Genomic DNA, 14,324 nt, shown 5'->3' on the forward strand with positions numbered 1-14,324 from the left:
AGGCCGTGCGCGATAATTCGGGCAGCGAACGAATCTGTCACCGAATTACGGTGGGAGCGGTGAGCTTTCCGACACAGAAAGCCCCGTTGGTTTCCGGCATGTTGAGATCAATGCACGAATTCGGTTCTTACGCCGTCCCGGATTGACCGCGTACCCGGGGCAGTGCAAGTTGACACCTGACTTTCGGTGGGCCGCCGCGAAATACCGCGTGTGGTGTTTCAGAGGAGCAGGTGGTGCGTTCACATTCCCGTCGGCAGGCCGCGGGTGGCGGGCTGATCCGGCCGCGCACCATTTCCGGGCAGCTCGCCCGGATTCTCGCGGTGTCGCTGGTGTTGGTGCTCGTGCTGCTCGGGGTGACGATGTCGACCCAGATCACCGCGTTCCGGCGCAGCGGGGAAACGGTGGACGCGGTCGCGGTAGCGCTGGCCGCACAGGATCTGGTGCACCAGGTGCAGCGTGAACGTGGACTGAGCAACGGTCTGCTCGGCGGTGACACGAGGCTGGTGCAGGCGGTCGGGGACCAGCGCCCCGCCACCGACTCGGCGCTGCGCACCCTGAGCGCCGCCCTGACCGCCGACGTGCCCGGCGTGGGTGAGGTGCGCTCGGCGCTCGGTCAGCTCGGCGGGCTGCCCGGCGTCCGGTCGCAGATCGACACCAGAACCGTGTCACGACAGGCCGCTTTCCAGTTCTATTCCGACGGCATCGACGCGCTGAACCGGCTCGCCCTCGGCCTGGATCAGGCTCGCGACCCCGCCGTGCGCCACGGCCTGCAAGCCCTCTACGCCCTGGGTGACGCGAAGGAGTTCACGGCGCGCGAACGTGGCTTCCTCAACGGTGTTTTCGCGGCGGGGGAGTTCGTAGCGGGGGAGTACGTGCAATTCCTCGACATCCGCGCGGCCCGCACCGCCGCGCTCACCCAATTCGACCGCGAGGCGACCCCGACACAGCGCGACCGCCTCGCCGCCGTCATGGGCGGTGAAAGCGCCACGCGGGCAGCGGGATCGGAGAACATCGCCATCGCGTCCACCGCCGGACCGTTGACTACTCCGGTCGACCCGGCGGTGTGGTGGTCGCAGATGACCGAGGTGATCGACGCACAGCGTACTGTGCAGCAGGCCGTCGGCGACGATGTGCGGGCCCGCGCCGCCGACCTGCGCCGCACCGCGGCCGTCGTGCTGGCCGCCTTCGCCCTTGCCGCGCTGCTGGCGATCGCCGCCGAGGTCGCGCTGGTGTTCGCGAGTGTCCGGGCCATCGTGCGACCCCTGGCCGAGCTCGCCGCCGAGGCCGACGACGTGGCTTCCACCCGATTGCCCGAGGTGATCGCCGCATGGCGCGGATCCGCCGACGCCCGCCCCGACCCGCCCGCGCCAGTCCGCACTCCACCGGGTGCGAGTGCCGAGATCGGTTCTGTCGCAGGCGCTTTGGACCGCGTGCAGAGCACCGCCTTCGACCTCGCCTCCGAACAGGCGCTGGTGCGGCGCAACACCACCGAGTCGATGGCGAACCTGGCCCGGCGCAACCAGAATCTCGTGCGCAGGCAACTCGGCCTGATCAGCGAGTTCGAACGCGAGGAACTCGACCCGAAAACGCTGTCCAACCTGTTCGAGCTCGACCACCTCGCCACCCGGATGAGGCGCAATGCCGAAAGCCTGCTCGTGCTTGTCGGTGAGGCGAGCCCGCGCCGCTGGACCGAACCGATCGCGCTCACCGACGTCATCCGCGCCGGGCTCTCGGAGGTCGACGACTACCGGCGGGTGGTGCTGCGCCGCGTCGACGAGGTCGCGATCACCGGCACGGTCGTCAGCGAGCTGGCCCACGTCCTGGCCGAGCTCATCGAGAACGGTCTGGCGTTCTCCCCACCCGACCTCGAGGTGGAGATCTACGGGCGCAAAGTGGCCGGTGGGTACCTGCTCGCGGTCGTCGACCACGGCGTCGGCATGTCCACCGATCAGCTCGCCGAAGCCAATGCCCGCCTACGCGGCGAGCAGGACTTCATCGTGGCCTCCACCCGCTACCTCGGCCACTACGTGGTCGGCCGCCTCGCCGCCCGCCTCGGCATCGACGTGGAACTCAACACCTCACCGGTGAGCGGCATCGTCGCCCGACTCCTCTTGCCGTCGAGCCTGATCGCCGACGAAAGTTCCTCCGGGCGACCGGAATCCGGTGGTGCTCGAGTGAGCCGACCGTCCACGGGGAGCCACGACGTCGACGGCTCGCCCGACGATGCGCGGCACAGCCGGGGAGAGGTGGCGGCGAGCGGAGCCGGCCGCGCACCGAAACCCGCTCGAGGTGGCGCTGGCAATAACGCCTCCAGCTGGCAGAAAGCCGGTCGCCCCGACGACCGGCACTCGGAGCCGGGCCGGAACGGTGCCGGTGTGCCGGATCTCGATGAGCAGGGTGCCCGGCACTCGGACCCGGGCCGGAACGGTGCCCGCGTGCCGGACCCCGACGAGCAGGGTGCCCATATTTCGACGCCGACGCCGACGCCGACGCCGACGCCGACGCGGAACGGCACGTCACTGCCGAACTTCGATCAGCATGATGGCCGACAACTACGAGTCGATCCGCTGAACGGCCACCACCCGGCCCGGCAGCCCGTCGTTCCTCCCGTCGGTCCGCCCGGCGCCGACCAGGGTTCCCCTGCCGCCCCCTCGCCCTACATTCAATTCCTCACCGGCACAGCGTCTTATGTCGATGAAACGACCGGCCCCGACGGCCCGAACAGCGCGACGCCCACTCGTGCCGCTGGTGGCCCGGCTGCTCGGACCGGCAATGTCGGCACCGCGGCGGCATCGGCGGGTCCCTTCGCCCGAGACGCCGGTTTCGCTGTCGAGGGCACACTCGACGCGATTGGTCGAGCGTCGATCGACATCGACCGCACCCGCAACGGCTCGTCCCGTGTCCCGAGCGGACTCGACCTGTCGCCGGAACCGCGCGGCACTCGGGGTGACGGGGTGAGCGGTGACCTCGACGTTCCTGGTCAAGCGCCGGTCGAACGTACCCGCAATGGCCTGGTGAAGCGCGCCAAACGCGCCACACCTCCGGACCGGCCCCGCCGCGAACCTGCGCGTCACGACCGCCCGCCGCTCGCCGAACGTACCCCCGACCAGACCCGCAGCATGCTCGCCGCATTCCGCACCGGCCACGAAAGCGGCAGCGGGACAAGCGAAGCCGACCCCATCCGCTGACCGCAAGGAGCCACGGTGACCACCCATCTCCCGACCGCCGACCCGCACACCTTCAACTGGCTGCTCGGCAATTTCGTGCGCAACACCGACGGGGTGCGCGACACGGTCGCTGTTTCGTCGGACGGCCTGCTCATCGCCATGTCCGAAGGCTTGGACCGCACCGGTGCCGACCGGCTCGCCGCCATGGTGTCGGGATTGTCGAGCCTGGCCCGAAGTGCCTCGCGCAGTTACGAATTCGACGGTCTGAAGTTGATCCTGATCGAGATGAAACGCGGCTTCCTGCTCGTCTCGGCGCTGGGTGACGGGAGCTGCCTCGGCGTGATCGCCGACGGTGGCTGCGATGTGGGCCTGGTCGGCTACGAGATGGCCGTGCTCGCCGAACGCGCGGGCGCGCTGCTCGACCCGATGCTGATCGGTGAGCTGCGAGAGACATTGCGCCGATGAGAGATTCCGACCGCCACCGCCTGCCAGATCCTCGGATGGTCCCGCTGAGTCGGCCGGCGAGCTGGAGCGCCGGGCAACCGGTCGTCCGGCGGGCCGACGAAGCCGACGACGATCGTTTCGTTCGCCCGTTCGTCGTCACCGCGGGCCGCACTGTCCCGGTTCTCGACGGCCTGCGGCTCGAAACCCTGGTTCTCGCCCCACCTTCCGCGCTGTCGGCGCCGTTGCGGTTCGAGGAACACACCGTGGTCCGGTTGTGTCAGCAGCCCCACTCCATCGCCGAAATCGGTGCCGCGCTGCGGGTTCCAGCCGGTATCGCCAAGGTGATCGTCAGCGATCTGGCCGCAGCCGGTCAGGTGACCGTGCGCGACGCGCCCGAGCTGACGACCGCCGCCATCGAAAGGATCACCGACCTTGTCCGCGCACTCTGAAATCCGCGGCGCAGCGTCGCCGCCGTCATCGGTGAAGATCGTGGTCAGCGGCGGTTTCGGCGTCGGCAAGACCACCTTCATCGGCGCCATCTCCGAGATCGAGCCACTGGTCACCGAGGCCGCGATGACCGAGGTATCGATCGGCGTCGACAACCCCGGCCGCCACGCCGAGAAGACCGCGACCACGGTCGCACTGGACTTCGGCCGCATCACCCTCGACCACTCCCTGATCCTGTACCTGTTCGGCACCCCCGGCCAGGACCGCTTCGTCTTCCTGTGGGACGACCTCGTCGACGGCGCCCTCGGTGCCGTGATCGTGGTCGACACCGCCCGCGTCGAAGACTGCTATCCCGTCCTCGACTACTTCGAAGACCACAACACTCCCTTCGTCGTCGTGGTCAACCGCTTCCCGGACACACCCCACTTCGACCTGTCCGAAGTCCGCGAAGCTCTCGGCCTCGACGACTGGATCCCCGTCCTGGACTGCGACGCCCGCGACCGCGACTCCGTGCGTGACATCCTCGTGGCGCTCCTCGAGCAGGTCCTCCTGCACCGCGCCCTGCCTCGCCACCGGGAAGTCAGCTGAGCAGGGCCCGCGAATCGGTGGGCAGGGCGTATCGCTGCGCGGAATAGCACGCGCCGCAACGACACCCGATGCTTCAGCGGCTACCCAGTGGGGCCCCGAAGAAGCTCGCGAACTTGTCGGCCAGTGAGTCACCGAGGAATGCGAGGGCACCCGGCGTGGCGGCCATAGTGCCTGCGTCGGAGGTGGTGCAGCCCTGTGCGGCGGGGATGCCGTCGAGCCGGTCACGCAGCCAGAGCAGGGCGGCGGGGCCGCCGACGACCTCGGCGACGATGTGTTCGCTGGCGTGGTCGCGGGTGTAGGTCAGGGAGGTCTTCGGGTCCCGGCAATAGGTGTCGACCAGGGTGTCGGTCGCGGCGAGGGGGAGGATCTCGTCCCACGCGGAGTGCCACAGGAACAGTGGCATATCGGGGACGGACTTGCCCATGCGTGTGTCGTCCAGCATGGCCGCCACCGGTGGGTCGTCGAGCGGATTGCCGTCGGAACCGATCATGCCGGTGAGGTCGAGGAACGGCAGCAGCGCCGACTGGTACTGCACACACAGCGGCGACTTGACCGCCACCAGCCCCCTGCCGAGCGGGTTCAGGCGCTGATCGAGATAGGTTGCGAATTCAGGGTATTCGCGAGTGAGGCCCAGGACGGCGGCGAAGACCAGACCCGAGGTGAGCTGGTTGTTCGCCATGCTCAGTGCGGCACCGAGATCGGCGCCGACGCCACCCTCGGCAGCGCCGACGATGTTCAGTTCGGGTGCGTAACTCGCGTGCAGCTCGGCGGCGTGCCCGGTCGCGATCGAACCGCCGGAGTACCCGTAGAGGCCCACCGGTGCGTCGGGCCCCACCTCGAGCGGCGCGAAGCCGGTCGCGGCGCGAATGCCGTCGAGGGTGATCCGGCCCGCCAGCGGTCCGGCGGCGTAGGCCGAGTACGGACCCTGATGGTCGGGCACGACGACCGCCCAGCCCTGCGCCAGCGCCGCCTGCGCGAACAGGAATTCGGCGGGCACCACGATCTGTCCGGCAACCGGGGCGACCGAAAGATGTTGCAGCGCATAGGACGGCGCGCAATAGCCGGCGGTCGAGTCCTCGGCCAGCTGGACCGAGAGCAGCTTGCGAGGTGAGATCGCCTGTCCGCGTGGCTTGATCAGCGTAGCCACGGCCGGGATCGCTTCGTCGCGGCTGTTGTTGGAGCGGTAGGACACCTGCCACGCGTCGACGTCGACCGGCAGCACCCCGAAGTCGGCGATGGTGACCTGCCTGACCGCGATGATCTCACCGGGTGCGGTCGCCGCGACCACGTCGCTCGGCGGGAGGTAGAAGCCCGGGTCGAGCTCGGGCGGCAGCGGAATCACCGGGGCGGGCGGGATCGCCGTCGGCTCGGCCGCGACCGGACCGGCCGCCACCACCGTTGCCGCCGCGAGCACGCTGGTGGCCAGGGCGAGCCAGCGCGGAATCAGGGGAGATCTCATCGTGCACAGTCCTCACAGGAATTGAGACGCCTTCGTCTCAATGGCGGCTACTATGGCACGAGTGTGGTGTGGATCGCAATCAGCTGCGGGTTACGCGGGCGAGGTCAGGGCATTGAGCAGGGTGGTGAAGACATCGACCAGATCGTCGACGGGCGGGCGCGGATCGTCGAGACTCCACTGGTGCACGGCGCCGTTGACAGCGCCGATGAAGGCCGCCATCGCCATCCGCCAACCCCCTGGCGGCGTGCGCACACCATCGCGGGCGGCTGCGACGGTGGCGACCACCTCGCCCCACTGATCCCGGACCCGCGCCCGGTGTTCCTCGACCGAGGGGCTGACACCGACGATCTCGACGAACGCCACCTTGGCCGCCCGGATGTCGTCGGTGATGGCGGTCGTGTAGGCCCGCAGCGCGGCCTCGATGAGGGTGCGCAGATCGTCGGTGCCGACCGCCGCGAGCGCTGCGATCACGGCCTCGCGCGCCCGGCCCTGCACCACGTCGTACACCGCGACGAGCAGTTCCTCGCGACCGGCGAACTGCTCGTAGAACTGCCGCCGCGACAGCCCCGCCGCCGCGCACACATCGGTGAGCGAACTGTTGGCGTACGACTTCTCCGCGAAGACGGTCAGCCCGGCCTCGATGAACAGCGCACGGCGCTCGACCTGCCGCTCGGCGACCGAAGTGCCGGTGTAATTGTGCCGAGTGCGCCCAGATGTCACCCCACGACCCTACGAGGTGGGGGCCTCGACGGGTCCGATCGGGACCACCAGCGGGGTGCCGGTGACCGGGTCCTCGATCACCTTGGCGCGTAGCCCGAACACCTGCGCCACCACGTCCTCGGTGAGCACTTCGGCGGGCGTGCCCGCGGCAACCACGCGTCCGGCTCGCATCGCGACCAGCCGATGGGCATAGCGTGCGGCGAGATTGAGATCGTGCAGCACCATCACCACCGTGCGGTTCGCCTCGACGTGCAGCCGCCGGACCAGGTCGAGCACCTCGATCTGGTGGGCGAGGTCGAGGAAGGTGGTCGGTTCGTCGAGCAGCAGCAGGTCGGTGTTCTGGGCCAGCGCCATCGAGATCCAGGCGCGCTGGCGTTGCCCGCCGGACAGTTCGTCGAGCGCGCGGTCGGCGAACTCGACCATGTCGGTCCAGGTCAGCGCCTCGGTGACGGCGGATTCGTCGTCCTGGGACCACTGGCGGTACCACCGCTGGTGCGGGTGCCTGCCCCGCGCGACGAGGTCGGCGACGGTGAGACCGTCCGGGGCCAGCGGTGATTGGGGCAGGATGCCGAGTACGCGTGCCACGTCCCTGGTCGACATCCGGTCGATGCGTTTGCCGTCGAGGTGCACATGACCACCGGTGGGCCGCAGGAGCCGGGCCATCGCGCGCAGGAGCGTGGATTTTCCGCACCCGTTGGGTCCGATCACCGCGGTGATCGTGCCGCCGGTGACCTCGAGATCCAGCCCGTCGACGACGGTGGTCGTCCCGTAGCCGAGGGTCAAGGCGTCGGCCTGGAGCCGAACGGTCATCACACGCCCGCTTTCCCGGCGCGATTGCGCCGCATCAACAGATAGATCAGATAGGGGGCGCCGAGCACGGCGGTGACCACTCCGACGGGCAGCTCACCCGAGGGCAGCAGCGTGCGGGCAACCAGGTCGGCGGCGACGGTGAAGGCCGCGCCGAGTATCGCCGAGGTGAGCAGCGGTGGCTGGGCCGAGCCGGTGAGCCGCAGCGCTACCTGCGGCACCGCGAGGGCGATGAAGATGACGGCCCCCGCCGAGGCGGTCGCGACCCCGGCGAGCAGCACCGCGAGCACCAGCAGGGTCAGGCGGGCGGTATTGAGCCGGATGCCGAGCGAGCGGGCGGTGTCGTCGCCGAAGTGCAGGGCGCCGAGCAGGTGGGTGCCCGCGAGGACCACCGGCACCAGCACTGCCAGGGCGATGGCGACCGGTGTCACCTGGATCCAGCCGCTGCCGTTGAGGCTGCCGGTCAGCCAGGTCACCGCCCGCGTCGCGACATCGACTTCCCCGACACTGAGCAGCCAGAACGTCACACTCGACAGCAGCGAACCGGCGCCGAGGCCGACCAGCACGAGTCGATACCCTTCGATCCCGCCGCGCCAGGCCAGCACGAAAACTCCCAGCGCCGCGAGTAATCCGCCGAGCATGGATGCCACCGGCACCCCGACCGCTGCCACCGCCCCGCTGACCTGCCCCCGGCTGCCCGACAGCGCGATCACCGCGACCGCGGCGACGCTCGCGCCCGCGGTGACACCGAGAATATCGGGACTGGACAACGGATTTCGCGCGATGCCCTGGGTGATCGCACCGGACAACGCGAGCGCCGCGCCGACCAGCGCACCGGTGAGAATCCTCGGCAGCCGCAGATCCCACACCACGTATGCCAGCCCGTCGTCGCCGCCACCGGTGAGCACCGCGAGCACATCCAGCGGCGTGACCGGGCCGCCGTCGGGCATCGTGTAGGTGCCGAGTGCGAGCGCGACACAACTCGTGACACCGAGCATCGCCACGCCGAGCACCAGGACCGCCGTGGTGCGCAACCGCAACTGCCAGGACACCGGCCCCAGCCGGACCGCCCGCACGGTACTCATACGGTCACCAGCTTCCGGCGACGGACCAGCACGATGAAGAACGGCACGCCGACGAAGGCGAGCATGATGCCCGCGGGCAGTTCGCCCTTGTCCAGCACCACTCGTCCCGCGATGTCGGCGACCAGCACCAGGATCACACCGAGCAGCCCGGCGACCGGAACCAGCCAGCGGTAGTCGGGTCCGGTGATGCCGCGCGCGAGGTGCGGAACGACGAGTCCGACGAATCCGAGCGGCCCCGCGATCGCCACCACCGCGCCGGTGAGCAGCACGATCGAGCCGATGCCGACGGTGCGGGCCAGGGTGACGCGATGACCTAGCGCGCGAGCGGTGTCCTCACCCAGACCGAGCGCGTTGAGCGCGGAGGTGTTGGCCAGGGCGAGCACGATCCCGGCTATGACGAAAGGTGTTGCCTTACCGAGCAAGTCGAGACTGGTTCCGGCCAGCGACCCGGCCTTCCAGAAGCGGTAGATGTCGGTGACGTCGGTGTCGAACAGCACCACCGCCGAGATCAGCCCCTGCAGCAGATAGCTGACGGCGGCGCCGGCCAGCGCGAGCGTCACCGGGGTCGGCCCGCCCCGTCCCGTCGTCCCGATGACGAACACCGTGACGGTGGCGATCAAGGCACCCGCGAAACCGAACCACACATAGCCGAACAGGCTCGAGATGCCGCCGACCATCACCGCCGCGACGATGCCGAGCGCCGCACCCTGGGTGATGCCGAGCAGCGCCGGATCCGCGAGCGGGTTCCTGGTGTGGCCCTGGATCACGGCGCCCGCGATGCCGAGCGCGAGCCCGGCCAGGATCCCCAGCAGGGTGCGCGGCAGCCGAAGGCCGTTGACGATGGCACCGGTCTCGGTGTCGGTGGTGCCACCGAGCGCTCGCAGAACCTCGAGGGGAGCGATGAATTTCGAGCCGACGGCCATGCTGAGCAGCACGGCCGCGAGCACCGCGACCAGCAGACCCGCGATGAGTAGCAACCGGCGAGACCGCGTGTCGGCGAACACGGCTCCGGGCGGCGATGCGGTCACTTTTCCTCTTCGTAGTTGGTAATTAGGTAAGGCTTCGCTACGTTAGCAACCCTGAGGACAACCGAACCACCCGGGAGACGTCGATGAATACCCCACTGAGCCGTCGGCTCGCCGCCGCCGCGGCAGTCGCCGCCGCTGTACTGAGTCTTTCCGCGTGCGGCCAGGAACGCGCGAACCCCGGCGCCGCGGGCAGCGACTGCGACACCGCGAGCAATCTCGACGGCGGCGCCTACCCGCGCACCATCGAGAAGGGCGCGGTCAAGGACGCGGCGGGTGCGGATGTCGGCACCGTCGTCGACCCGGCGACCATCGCCACCCGCCCGGTTCGCGTCGCCGCGCTCGATCAGACGTTCGTCGACGCGGCCCTGGTGCTGAACACCGAACTCGTCGCGTACACGACCTACCAGTCGATGGGCGACAAACTGCCCGCGTTCCTCGGTACGTCGGCGCAGACCTGCGGCAGCCGCGCGGTCAACATCGGCAGCGTCCAGACCCCCGACATCGAGAAACTGGCCGGCGCCCGCCCGGACCTGATCGTGTCGGCCAAGGTGCGTCACGAGAAGCAGTACGAGCAGTTCCGTGGCATCAAGCTCGGTTCGGGCACGGTGCCGGTGGTGTTCAGCCAGACCACCGGCGCCACCTGGAAGGAGAACCTGCTGTTGCTCGCGAAGGCGGTCGACAAGGAGAACCTCGCCAAGGCCAAACTCACGGCCTACCAGGACCGGGCGGCCGCGATCGGCGCGGCGATCAAGGCCAAGAACGGGGGGAGCGCGCCCACTGTGTCGCTGCTGCGCTTCATGGGCAAGGAGGACCGGCTCATGCAGCGGGTCAGCTTCATCGGCGACATCTTCGCCGACACCGGCCTGAACCAGCCCGACAAGTCCGCCGATCCGAAGAACGACTTCGCGATCACGCTGAGCCCGGAGCGTCTGCTCGACGCCGACGCCGACTACGTCTTCCTCACCAGCAGCGGCGAGGACGCCGCCACCCAGCGTAAGGCGGCCGCCGAGGCCAACCCGCTGTGGAACCAGCTGCGCGGCAAGATCACCCCGGTCGACGACCTGGTCTGGCTGACATCGGTCGGTCTCACCGGCGCGCACGCGGTACTCGACGACATCGCCGCGACCTTCGGGGTCGACCCGGCGAAGTAGGCGCGGAGCTTCCTGTGCGCCCACCCCTACACTCGGCGGGGTGGGCGAACAGAAGCAGCGCATGCTGGCGGGGGACCTGTACAAGGACAACGATCCGGAACTCGTGGCCGAACGGCAACGGGCGCAACGGTTGTGTGACGAGTTCAATCGCACCGGGCCCGACGAAACCGACCGGCGGACCGAGCTCCTTGGTGATCTCCTCGGAAAACTGGGTGAGGGGTCGTGGATCATGCCGCGATTCCAGTGCGACTACGGCTATCTGATCGAGATCGGCGCCAACAGCTTCCTCAATTACGACGCGATCCTGCTCGATTGCGCGCCGATCATCATCGGGGACGACTGTTCGATCGGGCCCCGCTGTCAGCTGCTCACCGCCCTTCATCCGATGCAGGATCACGAAAAGCGCAGGCAGCGCTGGGAATCGGCGGCGCCCATCCGGATCGGGAACAACGTGTGGTTCGGCGGCGGAGTCATCGTGTGTCCCGGGGTCACCATCGGCGACGACGTGGTCGTCGGTGCGGGCAGCGTGGTCACCCGCGACCTGCCCGACCGCGTGTTCGCGGCGGGCAATCCGGCCAGGGTGATCCGGGCGCTGTAGGTGTGATCCGCGCGTCGCCGGGTCGCGTTCGGTGGGTCGGCGGCAATACTGTCTGTTCATGGGCCAATCGCGAGTCGTGCAGGAGCAGGAAGCCACCCGGCCGTTGCGCGAGGACATCCGGTTCCTCGGCGGCATCCTCGGTGAAACCATCCGTGACCACGAAGGACCCGAGGTGTTCGACCTCATCGAGCGGGTCCGCATCGAGGCGTTCCGGGTGCGTCGCGAGGAAGTGGAGCGCAGTGCCGTCGCCGACATGCTCGACGGCACCCCCACCGAGGTGGCGCTGCCACTGATCCGGGCGTTCAGCTACTTCGTGCTGCTGGCCAACCTGGCCGAGGACATCCAGCGTGACCGCCGCCGCGCCGCGCACGTGGCGGCGGGTGAACCACCGCAGGACTCCTCGCTGGCCGCGACCTACGCCAAGCTCGACGCCGCCGACCTCGACGGCGCGAGCGTGGCCGAACAGCTCACCGACGCCCTGGTGTCCCCGGTGATCACCGCGCACCCCACCGAGACCCGCAGGCGCACGGTCTTCGACGTGCAGGCCAAGATCACCGCCCTGATGCGGTTGCGGCGCAGGTTCGAGCCCGGCGATCCCGGTTTGGACGACACCGAACTTCGTATCCGCCGTGAAGTGCTCACCCTGTGGCGCACCGCGCTGATCCGCTTGGCGCGCTTGCGGATTCAGGACGAGATCTCGGTGGGTCTGCGCTACTACGACCTGACCCTCTACGACGTGATCCCCGCGATCAACGCCGAGGTCCGTGCGGCCCTGCGTTCCCGCTGGCCCGATGTCGACCTGCTCGAGCGACCGATCCTGCGCCCCGGGTCCTGGATCGGTGGTGACCGTGACGGAAACCCCTATGTGACAGCCGAAGTCGTGCACACCGCCGCCGAGCAGGCCGCCGCGTACGCCTTCGGCCGCTATCTGGGCGAGCTGGTGGAACTGGAGAAGTCGCTGTCGCAGTCGGCGCGGCTGGTGCGGGTGAGCCCGGCGGTCACCGCGCTCGCGGAGGCCGGTTACGACGACCCGGCCGTGTTCGCCGACGAGCCGTATCGCCGTGCGCTGCACGCGATCCGGGCACGCCTCAGTGCCACCGCGCGACGCGCGCTCGACCGCCTCCCGGACAACGGTCTCACCATCGACGCCGAGCCGTACCCCACTCCGCAGGCCGTGCTCGACGACCTGGACGCGATCGATGCCTCCCTGCGTGACAGCGGTGACGCCCTGCTCGCCGACGATCGCCTCGCCGCCCTGCGCCACGCCGTGGAGACCTTCGGGTTCCACCTGCAGGGCCTCGACATGCGCCAGAACTCCGAGGTGCACGAACAGGTCGTCGCCGAACTGCTCGCCTGGTCCGGTGTGCACCCGGACTACGCAAGCCTGGGTGAAGCCGAACGGGTAGACCTGCTGGCGTCCGAATTGCTCACGCGCAGGCCACTTCTCGGCCCGAACGCGCGGCTGAGCGAGCTGGCGGCCAAGGAACTCGGTGTGCTGCGCGCGGCCAAGGACGTGATCGACACCTTCGGTGCCGCCGCCGTCCCGAACTACATCATCAGCATGTGCACCTCGGTGAGCGACATGCTCGAGGCCGCCCTGCTACTCAAGGAGGCGGGGATCCTCGACCCCGGCACGCCGGACGGCTCACCGCAGAGCCCGGTCGGGATCGTCCCGCTGTTCGAGACCATCGAGGACCTGGGTGCGGGCGCGGCGACTCTCGCGGCCGCACTGGAGGTTCCGGTGTACCGCGACCTCGTCGCCGCCGCCGGGATGCGACAGGAAGTGATGCTCGGGTACTCCGATTCCAACAAGGACGGCGGGTACCTGGCGGCGAACTGGGCGCTCTACCGCGCCGAACTGGACCTGGTCGAGGTGGCGCGCAAATCGGGAATCCGGTTGCGGCTCTTCCACGGTCGCGGCGGAACCGTCGGACGTGGTGGTGGTCGCAGCTACGACGCGATCCTCGCTCAGCCCGCCGGCGCCGTGCGCGGGTCGTTGCGGCTCACCGAACAGGGCGAGGTGATCGCCGCGAAGTACTCCGAATCCGGTGCGGCACACCGCAATCTGGAATCACTCATCGCGGGCACCCTCGAATCCACCCTGCTCGACGTGGAGGGCCTCGGCGACGACGCCGAACCCGCCTACGAACTGCTCGACGACCTGGCGACCCGGGCCCGCGCCGCCTACGCGCACCTCGTGCACGACACCCCCGGCTTCGTGGAGTACTTCCGGCAGTCCACCCCGGTCGCCGAGGTCGGCGACCTCAATATCGGCAGCCGCCCGGCCTCGCGCAAACCCACCAATTCGGTGTCGGACCTGCGGGCGATCCCGTGGGTGATGGCCTGGAGCCAGGCCCGCGTCATGCTGCCGGGCTGGTACGGCACCGGCACCGCGCTCGAGGACTGGGTGGGTGACGATCCGGCGCGTCTGGCCGGGCTCACCGACCTGTACCAGCGCTGGCCATTCCTGCGCACCGTGCTGTCGAACCTGGCGCAGGTGATGGCCAAGAGCGACCTCGACATCGCCGCCCGCTACGCCGACCTCGTCGACGACGAGCACCTGCGCGACACGATCTTCGGGATGATCCGCGAGGAACACGCGCGAACCATCCGCATGTACAAGGCGGTCACCGGGCACGAGGAACTCCTCAGCGACAACCCGTCTTTGGCGGAGTCGATCCACAATCGTTTCCCCTACCTGGAACCGCTCAATCAGCTCCAGGTCGATCTGCTGCGTCGGCTGCGCGGGGGTGACGATTCCGAACTGGTGAAGCGGGGCATCCTGCTCACCATGAACGGTCTCGCCACCGCCCTGCGCAATTCGGGCTAG

The 14,324-nt window shown here is 69.2% G+C and carries 12 protein-coding genes; 7 read left to right on the forward strand and 5 right to left on the reverse strand.

From position 1 onward, the window contains the following. The first annotated feature begins 233 nt into the window (after positions 1 to 233). From LDL21_RS28855 to LDL21_RS28870, 4 genes are read left to right on the forward strand one after another with little or no spacing between them, the layout of a single operon-like run. Complete coding sequence (locus tag LDL21_RS28855; RefSeq protein WP_225282545.1) at positions 234 to 3,188, forward strand: sensor histidine kinase; 2,955 nt, start codon at positions 234 to 236, stop codon at positions 3,186 to 3,188. Between the two features lie 15 nt (positions 3,189 to 3,203). Further along, a complete protein-coding gene (locus tag LDL21_RS28860; protein ID WP_225282546.1) occupies positions 3,204 to 3,632 on the forward strand; it encodes a roadblock/LC7 domain-containing protein in 429 nt (142 codons plus the stop codon). Next, entirely contained in the window at positions 3,629 to 4,060 is a 432-nt protein-coding gene (locus LDL21_RS28865; protein WP_181697720.1) for a DUF742 domain-containing protein, read from the forward strand. Before LDL21_RS28860 ends, LDL21_RS28865 begins: the two co-directional genes overlap by 4 nt. Then, positions 4,044 to 4,646 carry a GTP-binding protein gene (locus LDL21_RS28870; RefSeq protein ID WP_225282547.1) on the forward strand — a complete coding sequence of 201 codons (603 nt, stop codon included), beginning with the start codon at positions 4,044 to 4,046 and terminating at the stop codon, positions 4,644 to 4,646. Before LDL21_RS28865 ends, LDL21_RS28870 begins: the two co-directional genes overlap by 17 nt. 73 nt (positions 4,647 to 4,719) lie before the next feature. On the opposite strand, the gene LDL21_RS28875 is transcribed toward LDL21_RS28870, so the two are convergent. The 5 genes from LDL21_RS28875 to LDL21_RS28895 all read right to left on the reverse strand — a co-directional run bounded on the left by LDL21_RS28875 (position 4,720) and on the right by LDL21_RS28895 (position 9,745). Further along, complete coding sequence (locus LDL21_RS28875) at positions 4,720 to 6,105, reverse strand: lipase family protein (protein WP_225282548.1); 1,386 nt, start codon at positions 6,103 to 6,105, stop codon at positions 4,720 to 4,722. A gap of 90 nt (positions 6,106 to 6,195) precedes the next feature. Beyond that, complete coding sequence (locus LDL21_RS28880) at positions 6,196 to 6,825, reverse strand: TetR/AcrR family transcriptional regulator (RefSeq protein ID WP_225282549.1); 630 nt, start codon at positions 6,823 to 6,825, stop codon at positions 6,196 to 6,198. Positions 6,826 to 6,834: 9 nt separating this feature from the next. Further along, a complete protein-coding gene (locus LDL21_RS28885) occupies positions 6,835 to 7,635 on the reverse strand; it encodes an ABC transporter ATP-binding protein (RefSeq protein WP_225282550.1) in 801 nt (266 codons plus the stop codon). Next, positions 7,635 to 8,717 (reverse strand): FecCD family ABC transporter permease, encoded by a 1,083-nt coding sequence (locus tag LDL21_RS28890; protein WP_225282551.1) that lies wholly within the window; start codon positions 8,715 to 8,717, stop codon positions 7,635 to 7,637. The genes LDL21_RS28885 and LDL21_RS28890 overlap by 1 nt, the downstream gene beginning before the upstream one ends. Then, positions 8,714 to 9,745 carry a FecCD family ABC transporter permease gene (locus LDL21_RS28895; protein ID WP_220139266.1) on the reverse strand — a complete coding sequence of 344 codons (1,032 nt, stop codon included), beginning with the start codon at positions 9,743 to 9,745 and terminating at the stop codon, positions 8,714 to 8,716. The genes LDL21_RS28890 and LDL21_RS28895 overlap by 4 nt, the downstream gene beginning before the upstream one ends. Before the next feature lie 83 nt (positions 9,746 to 9,828). On the opposite strand from LDL21_RS28895, the gene LDL21_RS28900 reads away from it, so the two are divergent. The 3 genes from LDL21_RS28900 to ppc all read left to right on the forward strand — a co-directional run bounded on the left by LDL21_RS28900 (position 9,829) and on the right by ppc (position 14,324). Then, positions 9,829 to 10,896, forward strand: a complete 1,068-nt coding sequence (locus tag LDL21_RS28900) for an ABC transporter substrate-binding protein (RefSeq protein ID WP_181697724.1) — start codon at positions 9,829 to 9,831, stop codon at positions 10,894 to 10,896. 61 nt (positions 10,897 to 10,957) lie between these two features. Next, positions 10,958 to 11,494 carry a sugar O-acetyltransferase gene (locus LDL21_RS28905; RefSeq protein WP_255675707.1) on the forward strand — a complete coding sequence of 179 codons (537 nt, stop codon included), beginning with the start codon at positions 10,958 to 10,960 and terminating at the stop codon, positions 11,492 to 11,494. A 58-nt stretch (positions 11,495 to 11,552) separates the two neighbouring features. After that, complete coding sequence (gene ppc, locus LDL21_RS28910; protein WP_225282553.1) at positions 11,553 to 14,324, forward strand: phosphoenolpyruvate carboxylase; 2,772 nt, start codon at positions 11,553 to 11,555, stop codon at positions 14,322 to 14,324.

Source organism: Nocardia rosealba (genome assembly GCF_020216065.1).
GTDB lineage: Bacteria > Actinomycetota > Actinomycetes > Mycobacteriales > Mycobacteriaceae > Nocardia > Nocardia rosealba.

Bases quoted from the DNA above. Each gene is read 5' to 3' on its own strand.
- LDL21_RS28890 (WP_225282551.1), bottom strand. From the start codon at position 8,717: ATGAGTACCGTGCGGGCGGTCCGGCTGGGGCCGGTGTCCTGGCAGTTG.
- LDL21_RS28865 (WP_181697720.1), top strand. From the start codon at position 3,629: ATGAGAGATTCCGACCGCCACCGCCTGCCAGATCCTCGGATGGTCCCG.
- LDL21_RS28900 (WP_181697724.1), top strand. From the start codon at position 9,829: ATGAATACCCCACTGAGCCGTCGGCTCGCCGCCGCCGCGGCAGTCGCC.
- LDL21_RS28875 (WP_225282548.1), bottom strand. From the start codon at position 6,105: ATGAGATCTCCCCTGATTCCGCGCTGGCTCGCCCTGGCCACCAGCGTG.
- LDL21_RS28905 (WP_255675707.1), top strand. From the start codon at position 10,958: ATGCTGGCGGGGGACCTGTACAAGGACAACGATCCGGAACTCGTGGCC.
- LDL21_RS28885 (WP_225282550.1), bottom strand. From the start codon at position 7,635: ATGACCGTTCGGCTCCAGGCCGACGCCTTGACCCTCGGCTACGGGACG.
- ppc (WP_225282553.1), top strand. From the start codon at position 11,553: ATGGGCCAATCGCGAGTCGTGCAGGAGCAGGAAGCCACCCGGCCGTTG.